Origin of the sequence: Halomonas dongshanensis (assembly GCF_024790395.1) — a bacterium.
GTDB lineage: Bacteria > Pseudomonadota > Gammaproteobacteria > Pseudomonadales > Halomonadaceae > Vreelandella > Vreelandella dongshanensis.
The window spans coordinates 102760-124804 of the sequence record NZ_JAJISC010000005.1; the positions used below are offsets into that span (position 1 = coordinate 102760).

18 protein-coding genes are annotated in these 22045 nt (G+C 61.8%); 16 read left to right on the forward strand and 2 right to left on the reverse strand.

The window, feature by feature from the left end; genetic code table 11:
* Positions 1-3 precede the first annotated feature (3 nt).
* From mutL to LLY24_RS11710, 12 genes are all read left to right on the forward strand, one after another.
* The gene (mutL, locus tag LLY24_RS11655) at positions 4-1959 is read left to right on the forward strand and encodes a DNA mismatch repair endonuclease MutL (protein ID WP_259036470.1); all 1956 of its coding nucleotides are present in this window, start codon (positions 4-6) and stop codon (positions 1957-1959) included.
* A gap of 139 nt (positions 1960-2098) precedes the next feature.
* A complete protein-coding gene (gene miaA, locus LLY24_RS11660; RefSeq protein WP_259036471.1) occupies positions 2099-3037 on the forward strand; it encodes a tRNA (adenosine(37)-N6)-dimethylallyltransferase MiaA in 939 nt (312 codons plus the stop codon).
* Positions 3038-3171: 134 nt separating this feature from the next.
* The gene (hfq, locus tag LLY24_RS11665; RefSeq protein ID WP_259036472.1) at positions 3172-3420 is read left to right on the forward strand and encodes an RNA chaperone Hfq; all 249 of its coding nucleotides are present in this window, start codon (positions 3172-3174) and stop codon (positions 3418-3420) included.
* Between the two features lie 34 nt (positions 3421-3454).
* Positions 3455-4765 carry a ribosome rescue GTPase HflX gene (gene hflX / locus LLY24_RS11670; protein WP_259036473.1) on the forward strand — a complete coding sequence of 437 codons (1311 nt, stop codon included), beginning with the start codon at positions 3455-3457 and terminating at the stop codon, positions 4763-4765.
* A gap of 155 nt (positions 4766-4920) precedes the next feature.
* Positions 4921-6234, forward strand: a complete 1314-nt coding sequence (gene hflK / locus LLY24_RS11675) for an FtsH protease activity modulator HflK (RefSeq protein WP_259036474.1) — start codon at positions 4921-4923, stop codon at positions 6232-6234.
* Entirely contained in the window at positions 6235-7134 is a 900-nt protein-coding gene (gene hflC, locus LLY24_RS11680; protein ID WP_259036475.1) for a protease modulator HflC, read from the forward strand.
* 252 nt (positions 7135-7386) lie between these two features.
* Positions 7387-8580: an ATP phosphoribosyltransferase regulatory subunit gene (locus LLY24_RS11685; protein ID WP_259036476.1), complete on the forward strand. Its 1194-nt coding sequence runs from the start codon at positions 7387-7389 to the stop codon at positions 8578-8580.
* Positions 8580-9875: an adenylosuccinate synthase gene (locus tag LLY24_RS11690; protein ID WP_259036477.1), complete on the forward strand. Its 1296-nt coding sequence runs from the start codon at positions 8580-8582 to the stop codon at positions 9873-9875. The genes LLY24_RS11685 and LLY24_RS11690 overlap by 1 nt, the downstream gene beginning before the upstream one ends.
* Before the next feature lie 149 nt (positions 9876-10024).
* Entirely contained in the window at positions 10025-10510 is a 486-nt protein-coding gene (locus LLY24_RS11695) for a YajQ family cyclic di-GMP-binding protein (protein WP_259036478.1), read from the forward strand.
* Between the two features lie 126 nt (positions 10511-10636).
* Complete coding sequence (pepN, locus tag LLY24_RS11700; protein WP_259036479.1) at positions 10637-13267, forward strand: aminopeptidase N; 2631 nt, start codon at positions 10637-10639, stop codon at positions 13265-13267.
* 44 nt (positions 13268-13311) lie between these two features.
* Positions 13312-14268 (forward strand): lipid kinase YegS, encoded by a 957-nt coding sequence (yegS, locus tag LLY24_RS11705; RefSeq protein ID WP_259036723.1) that lies wholly within the window; start codon positions 13312-13314, stop codon positions 14266-14268.
* Between the two features lie 90 nt (positions 14269-14358).
* Positions 14359-15135, forward strand: coding sequence for a hypothetical protein (locus tag LLY24_RS11710; RefSeq protein ID WP_259036480.1), 777 nt, complete (start codon positions 14359-14361; stop codon positions 15133-15135).
* A 102-nt stretch (positions 15136-15237) separates the two neighbouring features.
* Here the strand turns inward: LLY24_RS11710 and LLY24_RS11715 are convergent, their stop codons facing one another.
* Positions 15238-15441, reverse strand: a complete 204-nt coding sequence (locus LLY24_RS11715) for a cold-shock protein (RefSeq protein WP_259036481.1) — start codon at positions 15439-15441, stop codon at positions 15238-15240.
* Between the two features lie 144 nt (positions 15442-15585).
* On the opposite strand from LLY24_RS11715, the gene LLY24_RS11720 reads away from it, so the two are divergent.
* Entirely contained in the window at positions 15586-16242 is a 657-nt protein-coding gene (locus tag LLY24_RS11720) for a LysE family translocator (RefSeq protein ID WP_259036482.1), read from the forward strand.
* A gap of 33 nt (positions 16243-16275) precedes the next feature.
* On the opposite strand, the gene LLY24_RS11725 is transcribed toward LLY24_RS11720, so the two are convergent.
* Positions 16276-18252, reverse strand: coding sequence for a transglycosylase SLT domain-containing protein (locus LLY24_RS11725; protein WP_259036483.1), 1977 nt, complete (start codon positions 18250-18252; stop codon positions 16276-16278).
* 221 nt (positions 18253-18473) lie between these two features.
* Between LLY24_RS11725 and htpG the strand changes: the two genes are divergently transcribed.
* The 3 genes from htpG to sixA all read left to right on the forward strand — a co-directional run bounded on the left by htpG (position 18474) and on the right by sixA (position 22045).
* The gene (htpG, locus tag LLY24_RS11730) at positions 18474-20378 is read left to right on the forward strand and encodes a molecular chaperone HtpG (protein WP_259036484.1); all 1905 of its coding nucleotides are present in this window, start codon (positions 18474-18476) and stop codon (positions 20376-20378) included.
* A 130-nt stretch (positions 20379-20508) separates the two neighbouring features.
* Positions 20509-21576 carry an NAD(P)H-dependent glycerol-3-phosphate dehydrogenase gene (locus LLY24_RS11735; RefSeq protein WP_259036485.1) on the forward strand — a complete coding sequence of 356 codons (1068 nt, stop codon included), beginning with the start codon at positions 20509-20511 and terminating at the stop codon, positions 21574-21576.
* A complete protein-coding gene (sixA, locus tag LLY24_RS11740) occupies positions 21569-22045 on the forward strand; it encodes a phosphohistidine phosphatase SixA (protein ID WP_259036486.1) in 477 nt (158 codons plus the stop codon). The genes LLY24_RS11735 and sixA overlap by 8 nt, the downstream gene beginning before the upstream one ends.

Consider the following 22045-nt stretch of genomic DNA (forward strand, 5'->3'; position numbering starts at 1 on the left):
TGCGTGACCCAGACCCTTCTTTCGCCGAGCCGTATTCAGGTACTCGACCCGCGCCTAGCCAACCAGATTGCCGCTGGCGAGGTGGTCGAGCGCCCGGCCTCGGTAGCCAAGGAGCTGATCGAAAACGCCATCGATGCCGGAGGAGCACGCATCGAGGTGGAGGTCGAGCAGGGCGGTACGAGGCTAATCAAGGTACGCGACGACGGGATTGGCATCGGCAAGGAGGACTTGCCGCTAGCGCTGGCGCGTCACGCCACCAGTAAGATCGCCTCGCTCGAGGATCTCGAAGGCGTAAGCTCCTTGGGCTTTCGCGGCGAGGCGCTGGCCTCGGTCAGTTCGGTTTCGCGTCTCGAGCTCGTTTCCAACGCCGAGAGCGACCCGCGCGAAGGCTGGCGCGTAGTTGCCGAAGGTCGGGGCATGGAGGCGCGCGTATCGCCCGCGCCGCATCCCCGTGGTACCAGCGTTTCGGTGCGCGATTTATTCTTCAATACCCCGGCGCGGCGTAAGTTCTTACGCACCGAGAAGACCGAGTTCGCCCATCTCGAAGAGACCTTTCGACGCCAAGCGCTGTCGCGCTACGACATCGCCTGGGTGCTCAAGCACAACCAGAAAGTGGTTCATCAGCTACCGCCGGGTGACTCGCCCAGCGCTCGCGAACGGCGCATTGCCTCGCTTCTGGGCAAAAATTTCATCGAGCACGCCCGCTATATCGAGCGTGAAGTGGGGCCGCTGCGCCTGAGCGGCTGGGTGGGGCTGCCTACGCACTCGCGCGCCCAGGCCGACCAGCAGTACTTTTTCGTCAACGGCCGCGTGGTACGCGACCGCTTGGTAGCTCATGCGGTGCGCCAGGCCTATAAGGACGTGCTATATAACGGTCGCCATCCGGTTTTCGTGCTCTATTTATCCCTCGATCCGGACGTCGTCGACGTCAACGTGCACCCAACCAAGCACGAAGTGCGCTTTCGCGACGGCCGCACCGTGCACGACTTCCTCTATTCGAGCCTGCACCACTGCCTGGCGACCTCGCGCCCCAATGCGGCGTCTGAGAGCGCCGATGAGCCAGGAGCAGGCGAAGGGAGAGATATCGCCGCGCCCGATGCTACCTCAATGGCCGCCGAGCAGCCACGCTGGCAGCAGCAGGGCATGGCGCTGCATGATAGCGCCCCCAGGCACCCCGGCGCCGAGCGCGTGCGACGCTTCATGCAGGGGTATCAGGCGCTACATCCGGATCACGAGGCCACGCTGCTAACGCCACAGCCCGCGGCATCTGCGGGAGGCGTGGCGGCCACGGCGATACCAAACGCTGCAAGCGGCGTTAGCGAGGCGCCGGCCGCCTTTGCACCGCGTATGGCCGCCGAGGATGCCACCCAGGCGCCGCCGCTGGGCTATGCGCTGGGCCAGCTCCACGGCATCTACATTTTGGCGCAAAACGCCGAGGGCCTCGTGCTGGTGGATATGCACGCGGCCCACGAGCGTATCGTCTACGAGCGCATGAAAACGCAGTGGAGCGGTGCTACGGGGGTGGCGGCCCAGCCGCTGCTGGTGCCGGTGTCGCTGGCAGCTAGCCGGGCCGAGGTGGCTACGGTCGAAAGCGAGCAGGAGGCGATCACCCAGCTTGGGCTCGAGCTCGACGTAGCCGGGCCGGAGACGCTGCTGGTGCGTCAACTGCCCGCGCTTCTCGCCCATGCCGATCCCGAAGCGCTGGTGCGCGAGCTACTTGAGGAGCTTGCGCGCTTTGGGCGCAGTTATCAGGTCGAGACGCGTATTCACGCGCTGCTCTCCACCATGGCCTGCCATGGCAGCGTGCGTGCCAACCGGCGTTTGACCCTCGATGAAATGAACGCGCTGCTGCGTGACATGGAGCGCACCGAGCGCAGTGACCAGTGCAACCACGGGCGGCCAACCTGGACCCAGATGAGCATGAAAGCGTTGGATAAGCTCTTTCTGCGTGGTCAGTAGGGCTCGGGGTTTTTGCACTGTTCTATATCCCAGCATCGTTGCTCTCAGCATAGTTAATCTCAGCATCGTTACTCCCAACATAGCTACTCTCAACATAGTTATTCCCAGCATATTTCTCGCAGTAGGAGCTAGGCCGCGCATGGCGGATATACGCCCCCGGGCGATCTTTTTGATGGGGCCCACGGCGGCCGGTAAAACCGACATGGCGATCGCTCTGCACGAGCGCCTGGGCTGCGAGTTGATCAGCGTCGATTCGGCAATGGTCTATCGCGGCATGGATATCGGCAGTGCCAAACCCAGCGCCGACGAGCTTGCCCGTGCGCCGCACCGGCTGATCGACATTCGTGACCCTTCTGAGCCCTATTCGGCGGCGGATTTTCGCGCCGATGCGATGGCCGAGATGCGCCGCATCAGCGCGACGGGCAAGGTGCCGCTGCTGGTGGGCGGCACCATGCTCTACTACAAACGTTTGGTCGAGGGCGTGGCCAATCTGCCCGCTGCTGATGCGAACGTGCGCGCCGAGCTCGAAGCGCTCTGGCGCGAGCAGGGCCTTGGCGCGCTGCATCGCGAGCTTGCCGAGGTCGATCCGGTGTCGGCGGCGCGCATTCATCCCAACGACCCGCAACGGCTGATGCGAGCGCTCGAGGTCTATCGACTCACTAAGCGGCCCATGAGCGCGCTCTGGGCCGAGCAGGCGCCGGAAAACTTTCCCTGGCGCGTGGTGTCGATAGCCCTGGCACCCGCCGACCGCGCCGTGCTGCACGCGCGTATCGCCAAGCGTTTCCATATGATGCTCGATCAGGGGTTGATTGATGAGGTCGTCGCCCTCAGAAAGCGTAGCGAGCTTCATCGTGACCTGCCCGCGCTCAAGAGCGTAGGTTATCGCCAAGTATGGGAGTATCTCGACGGTGATTATGACCGCGATCAGATGGTCGAACGCGGCATCATTGCCTCGCGTCAGCTCGCCAAACGCCAGTTAACTTGGCTCAGGAGCTGGACAGGACTTGAGTGGATCGATACGCAGCGCAGCGATGCATGGGATAAGCTACTGAAACTCGTGCGCGAAAGCGGTCCTTAGCGTAAGATAGTGGTTCCATGTGTATGTTTTCGAGCGGCCGGGTGACCAGGCCTTTCGGGCAACAAGATTAGGGCAAGACGTAAGACGTCGCGCCATTTGATACCAACCCTCTAGACAGTTTAGGGAGAGCAACAATGTCCAAAGGGCAGTCCCTCCAAGACCCGTACCTGAACATTCTGCGCAAGGAGCGCATTCCGGTCTCCATCTTCTTGGTCAACGGCATCAAGCTGCAGGGCCAGATCGAGTCGTTTGACCAGTTCGTGATCCTGCTGCGCAACACCGTCAGTCAGATGGTTTACAAACATGCGATCTCCACTGTGGTGCCGTCGCGCAACGTGCGTTTGCCGGCCCAGGACGCGGCAGGGCAAGACGCCGACGCCTGACACCCCTTGGAGCACTGATTCCACGAGGTATTGATTGTTTTTTGAACGCCCAGATGCCGGTGAGACGGCAGTTCTCGTTCACGTCGACTTTCATGATGAACAGGCGCGTGAAGATCCAGGTGAGTTTCTCGAGCTCGTGCGCTCGGCTGGTGCCGAGCCCGCGACGCTGCTCACCGCCAGCCGCAGCCGCCCCGATCCGCGTAGTTTCATCGGGTCCGGCAAGCTGGAGGAGCTGCGAGCCATGCTCGCGGCTCACCAAGCCGAACTGGTGATTTTTAATCACTCTCTTAGTCCTTCCCAACAGCGCAACCTCGAACGCGAGCTATCTTGCCGGGTGCTTGATCGTACCGGTTTGATTCTCGATATCTTCGCTCAGCGCGCAAGGACGCACGAGGGCAAGCTCCAAGTCGAGCTCGCTCAGCTCGAATACATGTCCACGCGCCTCATTCGCGGGTGGACCCACCTAGAGCGCCAAAAGGGCGGTATCGGTTTACGCGGGCCGGGTGAAACCCAGCTCGAAACCGACCGGCGCCTTTTACGTGCGCGTATCAAGTCGATCCAAAAGCGTTTGGAAAAGGTTCGCAGCCAGCGCGAACAGAACCGTCGCGCACGTGCACGGGCCGAAATTCACAGCGTATCGCTGGTGGGCTATACCAACGCAGGTAAATCCACGTTATTCAACGCCTTGACCAACGCCGAGGTCTACGCCGCCGACCAGCTTTTTGCTACGCTCGACCCCACGCTCAGGCGCTTGGAGATCGAAGACGTAGGCCCGGTGGTGCTCGCCGACACGGTAGGCTTCATTCGCCACCTGCCGCACAAGCTGGTCGAAGCGTTTCGGGCCACGCTGCAGGAGGCTGCCGAAGCCACGCTGCTCGTCCACGTGATAGATGCCGCCGACCCTGATCGTGAGCTCAACGTCGAGCAGGTCGAGCGCGTGCTCGAAGAGATCGGTGCCGATGAGGTGCCGGTGCTCAAGGTCATGAACAAGATCGATAAGCTCGACAGCGCCCCACGCATCGAGCGCAACGGCAGCGGTGAGCCTCAGGTAGTATGGCTCTCTGCCCAAACGAGGCAGGGGCTCGAGTTGCTCAATCAGGCTATTTCCGAGCGCTTGGCCGAGGATGTCATCGGGTTTTCGCTGACGCTTGCGCCCGAACAGGGTAGGCTCCGGGCAGGGCTTCATGACTTGAACGCCGTGCGCGCAGAGTCCTTCGACGAGCAGGGGCATTCGGTGCTAGATGTGCGCCTGCCGCGGCGTGACTTCAATCAGCTCATGGCACAGCTGGGCGAGCGCGCCGAGAATTACTTGCCCAAGGCGCTTTACGAGCGCGAGGAGTGGTAGCCAGCTCGCCTTGCGCTGCGTATAACGGAATAAAGCGGCATATAACTGAAAAATAGCGATAGCGACAATATTGACGCTCGGTGCCTCCGGGGCCACCCAACGGGAACCATGTAGCAGGGGCCGGGCGTAGGCGAATACCTTAGTGGAGACGATGTATGGCCTGGAATGAGCCCGGTGGTGGCAACCAGCACGACCCATGGAGCAGCGGGGGGCGACGTGGCAACAATGACGGCGGCAACCGCAACAGTGGTAACGACGGTGGTAACGGGAATAAGAACCCAAGCGGTAATAACCAGAACGGTAACAACCAGGGCCCTCCAGATCTTGATGAAGCGCTGAAGAAATTTCAGGACAAGCTCAATAACATGCTGGGTGGCGGCGGTCGTCGCAACGGTGGCGGCAAGCGCGGTGGCGGTGGTCGCAGCGGCGGCGGAAAGCCGCGTAACGCGCTGGCGCTTCCGGGGCTTGTCGTGGTCGTGGCATTAGCGATCTGGGCAGCCACCGGTTTCTATCTAGTCGATCAGTCCGAGCGGGGCGTGGTGCTGCGCTTTGGTGAATATCAGGATACCGTAAACCCGGGCCTGCACTGGAACCCGCCGCTGATCGACGACGTGCGCATGGTCAACGTTACCCGCGTACGTTCTCTGACCCAGACTCAATCGATGCTGACCCGCGACGAGAACATCGTCGAAGTCGAGATTTCGGCCCAGTATCAAGTAGCCAACCCGCGAGATTTCGTCCTCAACGTGCGTGACCCGGGGCTCTCGATCGAAAATGCTCTAGACTCCTCTTTGCGCCACGTGGTCGGCGGTACCGACATGATCGACATTCTGACCTCGGGTCGTGAGATTCTCGGTAGCTCGGTCGCAAGCCGCTTGCAGACCTACCTCGACGCCTACGGCGCCGGTATTCGTCTGCAAACCATCAACATCGAGTCTACTTCGGCACCGGCACCGGTCATCGATGCCTTCGATGACGTTATCCGCGCGCGTGAAGATCGCCAGCGGACCATCAACGAAGGCATGGCCTACGCCAACGCCATCATTCCGGCGGCCCAGGGTCAGGCACAGCGTATCGTCGAGCAGGGCCAGGGCTACCGCGAGTCGGTCGTCGCCGAAGCGCAGGGCCAGGCCAACCGCTTCAATGCGTTGCTGGGCGAGTACCAGAACTCACCGCTGGTCATGCGTGAGCGCATGTACCTAGACGCCATCGAAGAGGTCTTTGGCAATACGCCTAAGGTGCTTCTCGACGTTAGCGACAACGCGCCGCTGATGTATTTGCCGCTCGATCAGCTGCGCTCTGGTTCAAATGGTAATCGCCAGAGTGCCGGTCAGTCGGCTAGCGGTAGCGATAGCAACTCGGGCGAAGAGCTCGACCCACAGGTCATCGACCGCTTACGCGCGACCCAGGGGGCGTCCAGCTCTTCCTCATCCAGCAACAACAGCTCCATCCGCAGGGAGGGCCGCTAAGTGTTCAATAATCGATCCCTGCTGATCATCATCGTCCTGGCGGTCATCGCCTGGATTGCCAGCAACAGCCTGTACGTCGTCGATGAAACCGAGCGCGCGGTAAAACTGCGCTTTGGTGAGGTCATCGAAGACGACATTCCGCCCGGCCTGCACGTCAAGATGCCGATCGCTCAGACCGTGCGTAAGTTCGACGCACGCCTGCTGACGCTGGATACCGAAACGAGCCGCTATCTCACCCTCGAGCAGAAAGCGGTGATCGTCGACTCCTACGTCAAATGGCAGGTCATCGATCCGACGCGCTACTACGAGGCGACATCGGGCGATGAGATGATGGCGGCACGCCTGATTCAGCCGCGTGTCGACGAGAGCCTGCGTAACGAGTTCGGTCGCTTGAATCTGCAAGAGATTATCGCCGAGCGTCGCGACGATCTAATGACCGGCCCGACCCAGGAGCTCGACGCCCTGCTGCAGGACGAGCTTGGCGTGGCGATTCGTGATGTACGCATCAAGCGTATCGACCTGCCCGATGACGTCTCGACGGCGGTATTCGAGCGTATGCGCTCCGAGCGTGAGCGCGAAGCGCGCGAGTGGCGGGCCCAGGGGCAGGAAGAGGCCGAACGTATTCGCGCCAACGCCGACCGTCGCCGCCAAGTACTGCTGGCTCAGGCCAACGAGCGCTCCGAGACGCTGCGCGGTGAGGGCGATGCCCAGGCCGCGGCGATCTACTCGGCAGCGTACGACCAGGATCAGGAGTTCTTCTCCTTCTGGCGTAGCCTGAACGCCTACCGTGCAAGCTTTGCCGGTGACGATAATCTGCTGGTGCTGGAGCCCGATAGCGACTTCTTCCGCTATCTGCGTGGCGCGCTGCCTAATTCGGCAGGCCAGCCTAGCGGCGAGTGACACGCACTGAGGATGAATTGCCCTGAATCTCAGCGTTCAGGGTTCACCCTCCGTGCAAACGTGGTAGACTAAGTTGAACCGGGCGTTCGCCCGGTTTTTTTGTGGCCTGAATTTGTGGCCTGAAGTTGCAACGACCTGGCGCGCCGCAGTACGTTATCGATCTGTGTCGGCTGCGCTCTTGCCCCTTTGGGCATACCGCGTCTAGGCACTTCGCTCCATCGGGCCTTACCGTCGTCTCGTAGGATTGTTCACATGACCATTGCTGACCGCTGGCTGCTGCCCGACGGCATGGACGAGGTGCTGCCGCCTCAAGCAAGCCGCATGGAAGAACTACGCCGTGGGCTCCTGGACCTTTATTACCGCTGGGGCTACGAGCAAGTCATGCCGCCCCCGGTGGAGTTTCTCGATTCCCTGCTCACCGGCACCGGTACCGATCTCGATCTGCAAACCTTCAAACTCACTGACCAGCTGACCGGCCGTATGATGGGCGCCTCCGCCGATGTCACCCCCCAGGTGGCGCGTATGGATGCGCACTCCCTGCGTCGGCAGGGGCCGGTGCGCCTGTGCTACTGCACCAACGTGCTGCGAGCCAAGGCCGACCAGCATCAGGGCGGGCGCAGCCCCGTGCAGGTCGGCGTCGAGCTCTTTGGTCATGCCGGGCTCGAAGCCGACAGCGAAATCATTCATCTTGCACTGGCAAGCCTCGAAGCCGCCGGTGCCCAGGAGATCCACCTGGCGCTGGGCCATATCGGCATCTACCGCGCCTTGGTCGAGGCCGCCGAGCTGAGCGCTGCCCAAGAGAGCGCGCTATTTGCGGCGCTGGCGTTGAAATCGCCCGGCCAACTCGCGCTGGAGGTCGAAGCGAGCGTCAGTGACCCGGGGCTCAGGGCTATGTTCGTCGCCCTTGGCGAGCTTCACGGCGACGCTAGCGTGCTGAGCCTGGCTCGCGAGCGCTTCGCCTCTGCGCCCGCCTCGGTGATGACGGCGCTGGACCAGCTCGATGCGCTTTATCGCGAGGTCTCGGCACGCTTTGACGTGTCGCTCTACGTCGATTTGGCCGAGCTGCGCGGCTATCAGTATCACACCGCTATGATGTTTGCCGCCTACGTGCCCGGCTATGGTCAGGCGCTGGCCAAGGGCGGCCGCTACGACGACAGCGGTCGCGCCTTTGGCCGCGCCCGCCCGGCCACCGGCTTCTCGATGGATCTGAAGCAGTTGGCCTCGCTGGCGGCGGCCTCGGCGACGCCGGGTGGCATCTGGGCGCCCGCCGAGCAGGATGAAGCGCTCAAGCACGCCGTATCTCGGCTGCGTGAGCAGGGAGAACGCGTTATTCAAGCGCTGCCGGGGCAGCGTACTGGGCCGGCGGAGCACGCATGCGACCGCCGTCTTGAGTTCATCGACGGTCGTTGGCAGGCAACGGCCTTGACACAAGAGACGAGTGCATAATGGGTAAGAACGTCGTAGTCCTGGGCACCCAGTGGGGTGACGAAGGCAAGGGCAAGATCGTGGACCTGCTGACGGAGTCCGCCGCGGCGGTGGTTCGTTTCCAGGGCGGCCATAACGCAGGCCATACGCTGGTCATCGACGGCGAGAAGACGGTGCTGCACCTGATTCCGTCGGGCATTCTGCGCCCTAACAAGACCTGCGTGATCGGCAACGGCGTTGTGCTGTCGCCGGAAGCGCTGATCAAGGAGATCCGCGAGCTCGAGGAGAAAGGCGTACCGGTGCGCGAGCGTCTGCGCCTTTCACCGGCGTGCCCCTTGATCCTGCCGTACCACGTGCGTCTGGATCAGGCCCGCGAGAAAGCGCGTGGCGTGGCCAAGATCGGTACCACCGGTCGCGGCATTGGCCCCGCCTACGAAGACAAGGTTGCGCGCCGCGGTCTGCGTCTGGGCGATATGCTCCACCGTGAGCGGTTTGCCTCCAAGCTCGGCGAAGTGCTCGACTACCACAACTTCGTGCTGGTCAATTATCACGGCGAGCAGCCTGTCGACTTCCAGGAGGTGCTCGATAGCGCCATGCAGATGGCCGAAGAGCTGCGCCCGATGGTCAGCGACACCGTGACCCTGGTGCACGATCTGCGTAAAGCCGACGAAAACATTCTGTTCGAAGGTGCCCAGGGCTCGCTTCTGGATATCGACCACGGCACCTATCCGTTCGTGACCAGCTCCAACACCACTGCTGGCGGTACCGCCACGGGTTCCGGCGTCGGTCCGCTCTATCTCGACTACGTGCTGGGCATCACCAAGGCGTATACCACCCGCGTCGGCTCTGGACCGTTCCCCACCGAACTCTTCGATGACCACGGCCGCCACCTAGCCGAGCGTGGGCATGAGTTTGGTGCCACCACCGGTCGTCCGCGCCGCTGTGGCTGGTTTGACGCCGTGGCGCTGCGCCACGCGGTGCAGATCAACTCGGTCTCGGGTATCTGTCTGACCAAGCTCGACGTGCTCGATGGCCTGGAGAACATCCGCGTTTGCGTGGGCTATCGCAGCAAGGATGGCGACGTGCTCGACAACCCGGTCGATTCCGAAGGCTACGAAGCCGTCGAGCCGGTCTACGAGGATCTGCCGGGTTGGAGCGAATCGACCCTGGGCGCCAAGAGCGTCGAGGCGCTTCCGGCCAATGCCCGTGCCTACATTCGCTTTCTCGAAGAGAAGGTCGGCACCAGCATCGATATCATCTCTACCGGTCCGGATCGCAACGAGACCATCGTGTTGCGTAATCCTTTCGGCGAGTGATGCCACGCCTTCAAGGCCTTGAAACGGCGCCCCTGGTGGGCGCCGTTTGCGTTGATGGGTGCTTCCGGCAAGCAAAGTCGCGTTAGGGTTGGCCCGAAGGGGGGTAGCTGCTCTAAAATGGTGGGTCATGTCTTGTCAGGAAGTATGCCATGCCCTCTTTCGATATCGTTTCCGAGTTCGATCAGCACGAAGCCACCAACGCGGTGGATCAGGCCAACCGTGAAGTGCAGTCGCGCTTCGACTTCAAGGGCGTCGATGCCAGCTTCGAGCTCGACGGCGAGACCGTGAAGCTCGAAGCCGAAGTCGATTTTCAGCTCAAGCAGATGCTTGACGTGCTGCGCAGCCGCCTGATTGCCCGCGATATCGATGCCCGCTGCATGGACGTCAAAGATCCCGTGCTTTCTGGGGTAAAAGCGCGTCAGGATGTCGTGCTCAAGCAGGGGCTCGATCAAGCCGAAGCCAAGGATATCGTCAAGCGCATCAAGGCCAGCAAGCTCAAGGTGCAGGCGCAGATCCAAGGCGACAAGGTGCGCGTCACCGGCAAGAAGCGCGACGACCTGCAGAGCGTTATGGCGCTGCTGCGCGGTGAGGAGGGGCCTGAGCTGCCGCTGCAGTTCAACAACTTCCGCGATTGAGCCTGCGTCGCTAGTCATTTCTTAGCGTGCGTTGTCACGCGTGCGGTACGCACCGTTCGCGTCGACTAATTTGTTTCGCCCCATTCGTTTCGCCCCATTCGTTTCGACTTACAGGAGTCATGTCGTATGTCCGATCATCAGCCGGTTCATTTGCAGGAGTATCAGCCACCCGCCTACCAGGTGAGCCATACCGAGCTGACATTCGATCTTGACCCCGCCGCCACCCGCGTCTCTGCCCGCCTCGATATGACGCGTCACCCCGAGGCGGCCAGCGATGCGCCGCTCTTTCTGCACGGCGAATACCTCACCCTGCATTCGCTTGCGCTAGACGGTACCGTCTTGGACGAAGGGGACTATCGCCTGGTCGAGGGCGGGCTCGAGATCGCCCGCGTGCCCGAGCGCTTCGTGCTCGAAAGCGTGGTCGAGATCGCGCCCTGCGAGAATACCGCGCTGGAAGGGCTCTATCAGTCCAGCGGTATGTACTGCACCCAGTGCGAGGCCGAGGGCTTTCGTCGTATCACCTACTACCCCGATCGCCCCGATGTGATGGCAACGTTCAAGGTGACCGTGATTGGCGACAAGGCTAAATCGCCCGTGCTCTTGGCCAACGGTAATCCGGTCGAGCGCGGCGAGCTCGACGGCGGCCGCCATTTCGTTACCTGGGAAGACCCGCATCCCAAGCCGAGCTATCTGTTTGCCCTGGTGGCAGGCGAGCTCTACAAGGTTGAGGATGGCTTCACCACCCAGAGCGGGCGCGACGTCACCCTACAAATTTGGGTAGAAGAGGAGAACCTCGACAAGACCGCCCACGCCATGGCCTCGCTCAAGCGCGCCATGCGCTGGGATGAAGAGACCTATGGCCGTGAGTACGATCTCGATCTGTTCATGATCGTTGCGGTCAACGACTTCAACATGGGCGCCATGGAGAACAAGGGGCTCAATATCTTCAACTCGGCAGCGGTGTTGACTCACCCGCATACCGCCACCGACCAAGCATTTCAGCGCGTCGAGAGCATCGTCGCCCACGAATATTTTCACAACTGGTCGGGCAACCGCGTGACCTGCCGCGACTGGTTCCAGCTCTCGCTAAAAGAGGGCTTCACCGTCTTTCGTGACCAGTGCTTCTCGGCCGACGTCAACTCGGCGCCGGTCAAGCGTATCGAAGACGTCGCTTTCTTCCGCACCGCCCAGTTCGCCGAAGACGCCGGGCCCACGGCGCATCCGGTGCGTCCGGATCACTACATCGAAATCACCAACTTCTACACCCTCACCATCTACGAAAAGGGCGCTGAAGTGGTGCGCATGTTGTGCAATTTGATCGGAGCGGAGGCGTTTCGTCGCGGCTCCGATCTCTACTTCGAGCGCTTTGACGGTCAGGCCGTGACCATCGAAGACTTCGTCGCCTGTATGGCCGAGGTGTCCGGCGCCGATTTGACTCAGTTCATGCGCTGGTACGCCCAGGCCGGTACGCCCGAGATCGATGCCTACGGCGAGTACGACTATGTTCACGGCGAGTATCGCTTGACCCTGCGTCAGCGCACTCCGGCAACGCCGGGCCAGCCGTTCAAAAAACCGCTGCATATCCCCGTACGTCTTGGGCTCGTGGGCACCAAGTCGGGGCAGGATCTTCGCCTTACCCTGGCGGGCGAGTCGCTTGGCACCGATGGCGTCATCCACCTGCGCGAAGAGGAGCAGACCTTCGTCTTCACCGAGGTGGCCGAGGCACCAGTACCGTCGCTTCTGCGCGACTTCTCGGCGCCGGTCAAGCTGCACTTCCCCTACTCGCGTGAGGAGCTTGCGTTTCTGCTCACCCACGACAGCGATGGCTTCAACCGCTGGGATGCCGGGCAGCGCTTGGCGATGCTGGCACTCGACGACCTCATTGCCGCGCATAGAAACGGTGTGGAGAAGGTCATGGATAGCCGCGTCGTCGAGGCGTTTCGCCTGCTGCTGACCACGCCGATGGAAGACAAGGCGGTGCTGGCAGAGATGCTCACGCTGCCGTCGGAGGCGTACATCGCCGAACAGCAGCCGCTGGTCGATGTCGATGCCATCCACGCTGCGCGCGAGTTCGTGCGTCAATCGCTGGCGCTGGCGCTGCGCGATGAGTTCCTCGCGCTCTACGAGGACAACCAGAGCCAAGAGGCTTACGCGCCAACGCCCGAGCAGATCGGTCAGCGCAGCGTCAAAAACGTCGCCCTGGCGTATTTGATGGCGATCGACGATGACCAGGGGCTGGCCTACTGTCAGGCGCAGTTCGACGCCAACCACAACATGACCGACGTGCGTCAGGCGCTGACGCTGCTAGTACACAGCGAGCATAACCACCTTGCTGCCCCAGCGCTCAAGGCCTTCGGCGAGAAGTGGGCCCACGACCCGCTAGTGATGGATCAGTGGTTCACCATTCAGGTGACTCGCCCGCAGAGCGATGCGCTCGAGCGCGTCGAGCACTTGATGCAGCATCCAGCGTTCTCGTTGAAAAATCCCAACAAGGTGCGCGCGCTCATCGGCGCCTTCGCCCAGAACCGCATCAACTTCCATCGTCTTGATGGTAAAGGTTATGCGCTGCTGGCCGATGTGGTCATCGAACTCAACCGGCTCAACCCCGATGTCGCCGCGCGCATGCTGACGCCGCTGACGCGCTGGCAGCGCTTCGATGACGCCCGTCAGGCGCTGATGCGTCAGGCGCTCGAGCGCATCAAAGCCGAGCCGCTATCTGCTAATGTGTATGAAGTGATCGAGAAAGCCCTGGCTTGACGATCGGTATCACCTAACGCGAAGTAACCACGGAAGGAGAAACGCTGGTGACAGCACAATCCCACTGGCTTTTGATCGTCAATGGCAAGTCTGCTGGGCGCAGCGATCTACGCGATGCCATCATGGCGCAGCGCGACGCTGGCCGCACGATTACCGTGCGCGCGACTTGGGAGGGCGGCGACGCTGCCGATTTCGCCGAGCGGGCGAGCGACTGGGGCGCCACCCACGTCATCGCCTGCGGCGGCGACGGTACCGTTAGCGAAGTGATGAACGGGCTGATGCGTCAGCCCCACGACCGGCGCTTGCCGCTGGGCATCGTGCCGCTTGGCAGCGCCAACGATTTTGCCACCTCGATCGGTATCCCGCTCGAGCCCGGCGAAGCCTTGAAGGCCCTGGCCGAGCAAGAGGTGCACCCCATCGATGTCGTCAAGGTCACGGCTCAGGCCAAGGGCGATACTAGTGTATCGCACTACCTCAACATGGCCACCGGTGGTTTCGGCGCCGAGATCACTTCGTCGACGCCCAAGATGCTCAAGCGCCTGCTGGGCGGAGGCGCCTACTCCGTTATGGGCGCGATGAAGGCGTGGCGCCACCGCAGCTACCGCGGCACGCTACACTGGGAAGGCGAGCAGCGCGACGTTTCGCTGTTGCTGCTTGCTGCCGGTAATGGCCGCCAGTCCGGCGGCGGTCAGGTGCTAGCCCCCAGAGCCAAGCTCGACGATGGGCGTATCGACGTGCTGCTGGTCAAGGACTTTCGTTCCGTGGCCGAGCTCCCGCAGCTGATGCAAGAGCTACAGGACTTTCCCGCCGATGGGCGCTTCGTGAACTATTTCTCTACGCGGCGACTCGGTGTGACGACCCAAAACGGCGATGAACCCTGGCCTTTGACCCTGGATGGCGAAGCGCGCCAGTACGACCGCTTTAGTCTCGAGGTCGTGCCGCTGGCGCTACCGCTCATGCTGCCCGAAGCGACTACGCTGCTGTCGTCCCGCGAACGCTAAGTCCAGGATTTAGCATAATCAGCGCTTTACCGTGACTAACGCTGGAACGAGATATTCGAGCGAAAAATCAAGATAGGAGAGACGACCGTTATGGCGAATAACCGCCTTTGGATTCCCGCGCTGGCCGCCCTGGCACTGCTGCTCAGCGCCTGCGGCGATTCCCAGGAAGAGCCAGCCAACGAGGCTAGCGAGGCCCCCGCAAGTCAAAGCGATGCGGCCAATACACCTGCCACCGCAGAGGGTGCAGATGACGATGTGCCTGCGGCGGTGGAGAATGCCGACGATATGCCCAACCCAGAGGCTATCGAAGACGAAGTGGAAGCACGTCAGGTCGCCGAAGAGCTTGAGCGTGCCGAAGCGCTCGACGCCGAGGGCCAGCCGTCTGCGGCTTCTGCCAGCGATCAGCCTACTAACGTAGACGCCACCGAAGAGACGCTCGCCGCCGACCCCGAAGAGGTGTTGGAGTCGGGCGGTATTCCAGGTGAGACCAGCCGCTCCGATGTCGATGCGATGATCGAAGAGAACGAGCGGCGCTTCGAAGAAGCACAGCAGCGGCTAGAGGCTCAGTTCGAAGAGATCGAGCAGGAGGATCCCGTGCTCGAGCCAATGGAGAGCGAGCCGTTGGCCCCTAGCTGGGAAACCCAGCGCATCGAAAGCGACCCGCGTCTCGAAGACGATCTGGAAGCCACCGACGTGCAGGCGCTGATCGAAGAGAACGAGCGCCGCTTCGAAGAGGCGCAAAAGCGCCTGGAAGCCCAGTTCGACGAGATCGAGCAAGAGCGCAGCACGCCTCAACCCGAACGTGCGCCGGGTGCTAGCGAAGAAAACCCAGTCACTTCGCCCGAAGAGGGCGATGCCGAACGCTAGGGTGTGGAATGCCTAGGAGGGCGAATACTAAGGGAGAGAAAGTGACGCACAAAAAAGGCCCGCTCGATGCGGGCCTTTGGTCATCCGGTTGGATCAGAATGATCAAGCAACGCGGATGTTGGAAGCCTGAAGGCCTTTTTTACCCTGAGTCACGTCGAAGGTGACTTTCTGACCGTCTTGCAGGGTCTTGAAACCTTCAGCTTGAATCTCGGAGAAGTGGGCGAACAGATCGTCACCGCCGTCGTCCGGGGAGATGAATCCGTAACCCTTGGTGTCGTTGAACCACTTGACAGTGCCAGTTGCCATTGTCGATTTCCTTAACATGCCTGATGATCGAACGGGCAGTCGTCCCCACCCGCCAAAACCAATGTAGATGCAATGAATCTGGGCGTCCAGCGGGTGGCTAAAAATTCTTCATAACCTAGATTTAGAACCCTCGAGAGTCCCCCGATGCACGAATTTGGCCTGATCGACGCACAATTCCTTCCTTTTCTCCTTGCCATCACGCTGCTCTCGCTAAGCCCTGGGGTCGATACGCTCTTGGTCATTCGTAATACCGCGCGCGGTGGCGTGCGCGATGGTATCGCCACGAGTCTTGCCATCTGTAGCGGACTTTTCGTTCATGCCACCATCTCGGCGCTGGGAATCTCCTTGATTTTGCTGCAGTCGGCGTGGGCATTTCATCTGCTCAAACTGGTGGGGGCGGGGTACCTCATTTGGCTCGGGGTCAATAGCCTGCTCGCAGCGCGGCGCGGTACGGCGCTTCCAGTGCAGGGGCTTGGCAGTCAGTCTGCTCCCGTGCCGCTGTGGCAGCCGATCAAAGAGGGCTTTTTATCCAACGTCCTCAATCCTAAAACAGTGGTTTTCTACATGGCCTTTCTTCCCCAGTTCATCGCCCCCAGCGACCCGGCGCTGCTGAAGTCGCTGTGGCTTGCAGGCGTGCACTTCGTGATTGCCAACGTTTGGCAGATCATTATTGTGTTGATGGTGGGAAGTGCGACCAAGTGGCTTGCCAGCGTACGTTTTGCGCGCACCCTCAATGCCGCCACCGGCGCCGTATTGGTATTTTTCGGTATCAAATTGGCCTTGGAGCAGCGCCCCGTCTAAACGTCATCGACGAGGCGCTGCCAAGGTAAGAGATCAACGGCGCAGTGAGGCGCTATCGTAGCGCGTCTGACGCTCATTCGGGGTTAGCAGTGCCACGCCCTGGCTGTTGCCGCCGTTATCCAGGCTCTCGAAGATCGCGCGGTAGCTGAGCACGGCCTGGACGTAGTCGCGGGTTTCGCGGAAGGGAATGCTTTCGACGAACAGATCGAAGGCATCGACGCTGTTGCTCGCAAGCCACTGGTCGACCCGCCCAGGCCCGGCGTTGTAGGCCGCAGCGGCCGCTAGGCGATTGCCCTGATAGCGATTGATCTTGTCGCGTAGATAGGTGCTGCCCAAGCGGATGTTGGTCTCCGGGTCGAGAATGCCGTAGGGGCCGGGATCGCTAATGCCGACTTGGCGGCTCACCAGTGTCGCGGTTCCGGGCATGAGCTGCATGAGGCCGCGCGCGCCTGCCGGTGACAGGGCCTCGGGGTTATAGGCGCTTTCGCGCCGGGTAATGGCCATCAAAAGGTAAGGATCGACCCCGGTAGCGTTGCCCCAGTTGATGAAGCTATCGCGGTAGGCAGCGGGGAAACGCCAGTCGAGGGCGTCCCACAGCCCGGCGGCAATGGTCGTCTGGACCAGGCGCGGATACCAGCCGCGATGCTCGGCGTAGTCGGCGAGCTCGCGCACCTCATAGAGCGAGAAGTGGCTAGCGGCGTTGAGCCACTCGCTGTTGGCCAGCCCATCTTCACCGATACGCAGCAGCGCTTCGGTACGCTGCACCACCGGCAGACGAGCAATGCGCTCGCGGGAAGCCTCGTCAAAGTGATTGCGTTCGAGGTTGAGCTGCAGCGGCTGACCCAGGCGTTCGGCGGCGGCGAAGCCGTAGAAGCTGCGATCCTGCGCTGCCTGGCGATAGCGCGCCGTAGCGGCCTCCTGATTGCCCAGCTGTTCGTTGGCACGCGCGAGCCAATACTCCCAGCGGCTGTTTTGCTGCTGTTCGGGCGCCATCTCGGCGATCCAGTGAATCACATCGGGCCAGTTGCGCTCTGCCAGCGCCCGACGTACGCGCAGTTCCAGTACGCGTTCGCTGTCCAAGCTCGGCAGCACGCTGTCGACCCAGCTCTGGGTGCCGGGCACGTCGCGTACCAGGGCGTAGAAGGCGAGCTCCTCTTCGATCGCTTGGCGCGTGGCGGTGGGCAGGGTGAGATGTTCGCCAATGGCCTGCCAAACGCTAAAGGCCTCGGCGGTATCTTCGCGGGTGAAGCGCTGCATGGCGGCGACGTAGAAAGCGGCCGTGGCCGCACATTCGGGGCCTAAGCAGGGCGGCGCCGAGGCCACGGCGCGGCTATCGCGATCGACCCGAGCCACGGTGTCGTTGGCCGTTTGCCACTGCCCGCTTAGGCTATTGCCAAGATAGTCCATCAGGCGCGTCTCGCCCGCCTGCCAGGCCAGCATCTTGCGCTCCCAGATGGCGGTTTCATCGAGGGTGCCATCGGCTCGCAGACGGTCGAAGAGCGTATCGCAGGCGTCGGGCTGGGAGCTGCCGACTTTCCAAAGCGCCATGCCTGCTTCGCGGGCTACTTCGGGTTGGCTTGGATAGAGCGCGGTGTAGTAGTAGCACTGGCGCGCGCTGCCCGCCGGTTCGCCATCGGCTACCGCCAATAGGTCCTGATAGCGCCCTGCGCGGCCATATTGGCTGATCGCCTGGCCGCGTAGCCAATCGGCCAGGGGCGAATCGGCGTGGGTGGCGATGAATTGATTGACCGTCTCAGGGGACAGTTGCGGCAACTGACCGCGCAGGCGGTGGTAGTCGACGTAGCCGCTTAGCACGTGACCTTGGATCGCCTGTTCGTCGACGCGGTCCCAGCGCTGCTCGCGGGCGGCGTTAAGCGCGGTACTCATGGCGCTATCCATGGCGCTGGCATTGGCGCCCCAGCCTAGCGCCGGTAGGCCCAAGGCGGGCAGGCCCAGAAGCAGCGCCGCATAGAGCGCGCGGGCGGAATGGCGAAGTGGCAAAACCTGCATAGGACTCCCTCGGGTGCGTCGGCGAATAGGAAAAAACCAAAGGCTGACAGTCTACACAGTAGCGGGAGGCTGTTGCGACGCTTATCACTGCATCGATGGTCTCCAGGCGGTTGAAAAGTCGATGCCGAGCCCCATATTGCTTTCATCCTAAGTTTGCTCGGGCCGCATGCTACGCCTTGCTGCCCGAGCGGTTCCCGACGATATGATGGATGAGGGTTAGTATGTCCACCGCAACGCACGAAGAGACGCTGGGCTTTCAGACCGAAGTCAAGCAGTTGCTGAACCTGATGATTCACTCCCTGTACTCCAACCGGGAGATTTTCCTGCGCGAGCTGATCTCCAATGCTGCCGACGCCTGTGACAAGCTGCGCTACGCGGCGCTGGACAACGATGCCCTCTACGAAGGCGATAGCGACCTGCGTATCGAGATCGAGCACGACAGCAAGGCAGGTACTATCACGCTGCGCGACAACGGCATCGGCATGAATCGCGAAGACGTGATCAGTAATCTCGGCACCATCGCGCGCTCGGGCACCGCCGAGTTTTTGAGCCAGCTCTCCGGCGAGCAGCAAAAGGATGCCAAGCTGATCGGTCAGTTCGGCGTCGGTTTTTACTCCGGTTTCATCGTTGCCGACGAGGTCGTCGTACGTACGCGTAAGGCGGGTAGCGCGGCTTTTGAAGGCGTCGAGTGGCGCTCCAAGGGCGAGGGTGAATTCAGCGTTGCCGACATCGAGCGCGACAAGCACGGCACCGAAATCGTCTTGCACCTGAAAGAGGACGCCAAGGAGTTCGCCGACGACTACCGCCTGCAAAACCTGGTACGCAAGTACTCCGACCACATCGAAGTGCCGGTGCGTATGCCCAAGACCGAGACCGCCAAGGACGATGACGGCAACGACATCGAAGGTAGCGAAGTCACCACTTGGGAAACGGTCAACGAGGCTACCGCCCTCTGGGCACGCCCCAAGAGCGAGGTCAGCGACGACGAGTACAAAGCGTTCTACAAGCACATCGCCCACGACTTCAGCGACCCCTTGACCTGGAGCCACAATAAGGTCGAAGGCAAGCTCGAATACACCAGTCTGCTCTACGTTCCCGGCCGTGCCCCTTTCGATCTGTTCGATCGCGATGGCGCCCGGGGCGTCAAGCTCTACGTTCAGCGCGTGTTCATCATGGACGACGCCGAACAGTTCTTGCCGCTCTACCTGCGCTTCGTCAAGGGCGTACTCGATACCCGCGATCTTTCGCTCAACGTCTCTCGTGAACTGCTGCAGCAGGATCCCAAGGTCGATAAGATCAAGAGCGCGCTGACCAAGCGAGCGCTGGACATGCTCAAGAAGCTGGCCCAGGACAAAGAGCAGTATCAGACGTTCTGGAACACCTTCGGCAGCGTGCTCAAAGAAGGTCCCGGTGAGGACTTCGCCAACCGCGAGAAGATCGCAGCGCTGCTGCGCTTCGCCTCGACGCATACCGACACCGCTGCCCAGGAGCACTCCCTGGCCGAGTACGTCGAGCGTATGAAAGAGGGGCAGAAGAAGATCTACTATGTGGTTGCCGATAGCTTCAACGCCGCCAAGAACAGCCCGCATCTGGAAATCTTCCGTAAGAAGGGCATCGAAGTCCTTCTGCTCTCCGATCGCATCGACGAATGGCTGATGAGCCATTTGACCGAGTTCGATGGCAAGTCCTTGGCCGATGTCGCCAAAGGCGATCTCGATCTTGGCGACGTCGAGAACGAGGAGGAGAAAAAGGCCCAGGAAGAGACTGCCAAGGCCAAAGAATCACTGGTCAAGCGCGTCAAGGAGGCGCTGGGCGATCAGGTTCAGGAGGTCAAGGTCACTCACCGTCTGACCGACTCGCCTGCCTGCGTGGTGCTTCCCGAGCACGAGATGGGCTACCAGATGCGCCGCATCATGGAAGCCGCAGGTCAGACGCTGCCCGAGGTCAAGCCGATCCTCGAGCTCAACCCCGAGCATGCCCTAGTCGCGCGTCTCGAAGGCGCCAACGACGCGCTCTTCGCGTCGCTGGCGCATATCCTGCTCGACCAGGCGATCATCGCCGAAGGCGGTCACCTCGATGACCCGGCAGCCTACGTCAAGCGTTTGAACAGCGTACTCACCGCCTAATCGATCAGGCGTGAACGAGCGGCCCGGCGGGATCTCCCGTCGGGCCGTTTCGTTGTTGAGGGTAATTGCCTCGCGAATGGGGTATAACGGGGCACGACATTCATGGATAGCGATAGCGTGGAACATCGGCATGGCTGAACAGCAGATCAACGTAGCCGTCCTTGGGGGCGGCAGTTTCGGTACGGCGCTGGCAAGCATTGGGGCAGCCAACGGCGCGCGCGTACGCCAGTGGATGCGCGATGAGGCGCTGGTGGCGCAGATCAATCGTGAGCATCGTAACGGTCGCTACCTGCCGGACTACGCCATTCACCCCGCCGTCACTGCATCGACCAGCTTGGCCACAGTGCTTAGCGGTGCCGACTTGGTTTTGATCGCGATTCCTTCCAAGGCATTTCGCAGCGTCGTCCAGGCCGCGAGGCCCTGGCTTTCGCCGGAGCAGATTCTGGTCAGCACTACCAAAGGTATCGAGGCCGAAAGCTTTCTATTGATGAGCCAGGTACTCGAAGAGGAGACCGGCTTTGCCCGCATCGGCGTTATCGCCGGGCCCAATCTCGCCTCCGAGATCGCCGATCAGCAGTTGACCGCGACCGTAGTCGCCAGCGCCGATACGCTGACCCGCACCCGGGTGCAGCAGGCGCTGAGCTGTCGCTACTTTCGCGTCTACGCCAGTAACGACCGCCACGGGGTCGAGCTTGGCGGTGCGCTCAAGAATATCTACGCCATTGCCGCCGGTATGGCCGCGGCGCTGGGCATGGGCGAGAACACCCGCAGCATGCTGATCACCCGGGCGCTGGCCGAAATGAGCCGCTTTGCCGTCGCGCAAGGCGCCAACCCGATGACCTTTCTAGGGCTTTCCGGCGTGGGCGATCTCATCGTCACTTGCTCGTCGCCGCTTTCGCGTAACTTCCGCGTGGGGCAAGCGCTGGGCCTGGGCAAGACGCTGGATGAAGCAGTCGAGGCGCTGGGGCAGGTGGCCGAAGGGGTCAATACCGTCAAGCTGGTGTGCGCCAAAGCGGAAGAAGCAGGCGTCTACATGCCTTTGGCCGAAGGGCTCTACCGCGTACTGTTCGACGGCGTGCCCGCCACGGACATGGCGCGCATGTTGATGATGGGCGAGCAGAGCAGCGACGTAGAGTTCATTCTGCCGCGCGAGGATGTCCAGCAAGCCCATCGTGACAGCGGAGGCTGGCATGGCTAAGCTCTTGATCATGCGTCACGGCGAGGCGAACCCAGGCTACCCGGACGCGGCGCGCACCCTGAGCGCGGCAGGCGAGGGCGAGGTGCACAAGATGGCGCAATGGCTAAGGGGTCACATTGAGCACCCAGTGCGCTTGTGGGCAAGCCCCTATCGCCGCGCCCAGCAGACGGCGGGCTTTCTCGCCGAGGCGCTTGGGGTGAGCGTGGAGACGCTTTCGCACATCACCCCGGACGATGCGCCCGAAGGCGTTATCGACTGGCTTCTGGAAGAGCCTTCGATGCAGGCAGAAGGGTACGTGATTCTGGTGAGCCACATGCCACTCGTGGGCGAACTGACCGCGCGGCTGGTCGAGGACGCATCTGGTCGAACACTGGGCTTTCCCACCGTCGCCATCGCCGAGCTTGACGCCGAGGTGTGGGCCGCAGGCTGCGCGCAACTCAAGAGCTTCACCGAGCCGAGCCAGCTTTAA

Bases quoted from the DNA above. Each gene is read 5' to 3' on its own strand.
- miaA (WP_259036471.1), top strand. From the start codon at position 2,099: ATGGCGGATATACGCCCCCGGGCGATCTTTTTGATGGGGCCCACGGCG.
- hfq (WP_259036472.1), top strand. From the start codon at position 3,172: ATGTCCAAAGGGCAGTCCCTCCAAGACCCGTACCTGAACATTCTGCGC.
- LLY24_RS11715 (WP_259036481.1), bottom strand. From the start codon at position 15,441: ATGGCAACTGGCACTGTCAAGTGGTTCAACGACACCAAGGGTTACGGA.
- LLY24_RS11720 (WP_259036482.1), top strand. From the start codon at position 15,586: ATGCACGAATTTGGCCTGATCGACGCACAATTCCTTCCTTTTCTCCTT.
- LLY24_RS11685 (WP_259036476.1), top strand. From the start codon at position 7,387: ATGACCATTGCTGACCGCTGGCTGCTGCCCGACGGCATGGACGAGGTG.
- htpG (WP_259036484.1), top strand. From the start codon at position 18,474: ATGTCCACCGCAACGCACGAAGAGACGCTGGGCTTTCAGACCGAAGTC.
- LLY24_RS11710 (WP_259036480.1), top strand. From the start codon at position 14,359: ATGGCGAATAACCGCCTTTGGATTCCCGCGCTGGCCGCCCTGGCACTG.
- pepN (WP_259036479.1), top strand. From the start codon at position 10,637: ATGTCCGATCATCAGCCGGTTCATTTGCAGGAGTATCAGCCACCCGCC.
- LLY24_RS11725 (WP_259036483.1), bottom strand. From the start codon at position 18,252: ATGCAGGTTTTGCCACTTCGCCATTCCGCCCGCGCGCTCTATGCGGCG.
- LLY24_RS11695 (WP_259036478.1), top strand. From the start codon at position 10,025: ATGCCCTCTTTCGATATCGTTTCCGAGTTCGATCAGCACGAAGCCACC.
- sixA (WP_259036486.1), top strand. From the start codon at position 21,569: ATGGCTAAGCTCTTGATCATGCGTCACGGCGAGGCGAACCCAGGCTAC.
- hflK (WP_259036474.1), top strand. From the start codon at position 4,921: ATGGCCTGGAATGAGCCCGGTGGTGGCAACCAGCACGACCCATGGAGC.
- LLY24_RS11735 (WP_259036485.1), top strand. From the start codon at position 20,509: ATGGCTGAACAGCAGATCAACGTAGCCGTCCTTGGGGGCGGCAGTTTC.
- LLY24_RS11690 (WP_259036477.1), top strand. From the start codon at position 8,580: ATGGGTAAGAACGTCGTAGTCCTGGGCACCCAGTGGGGTGACGAAGGC.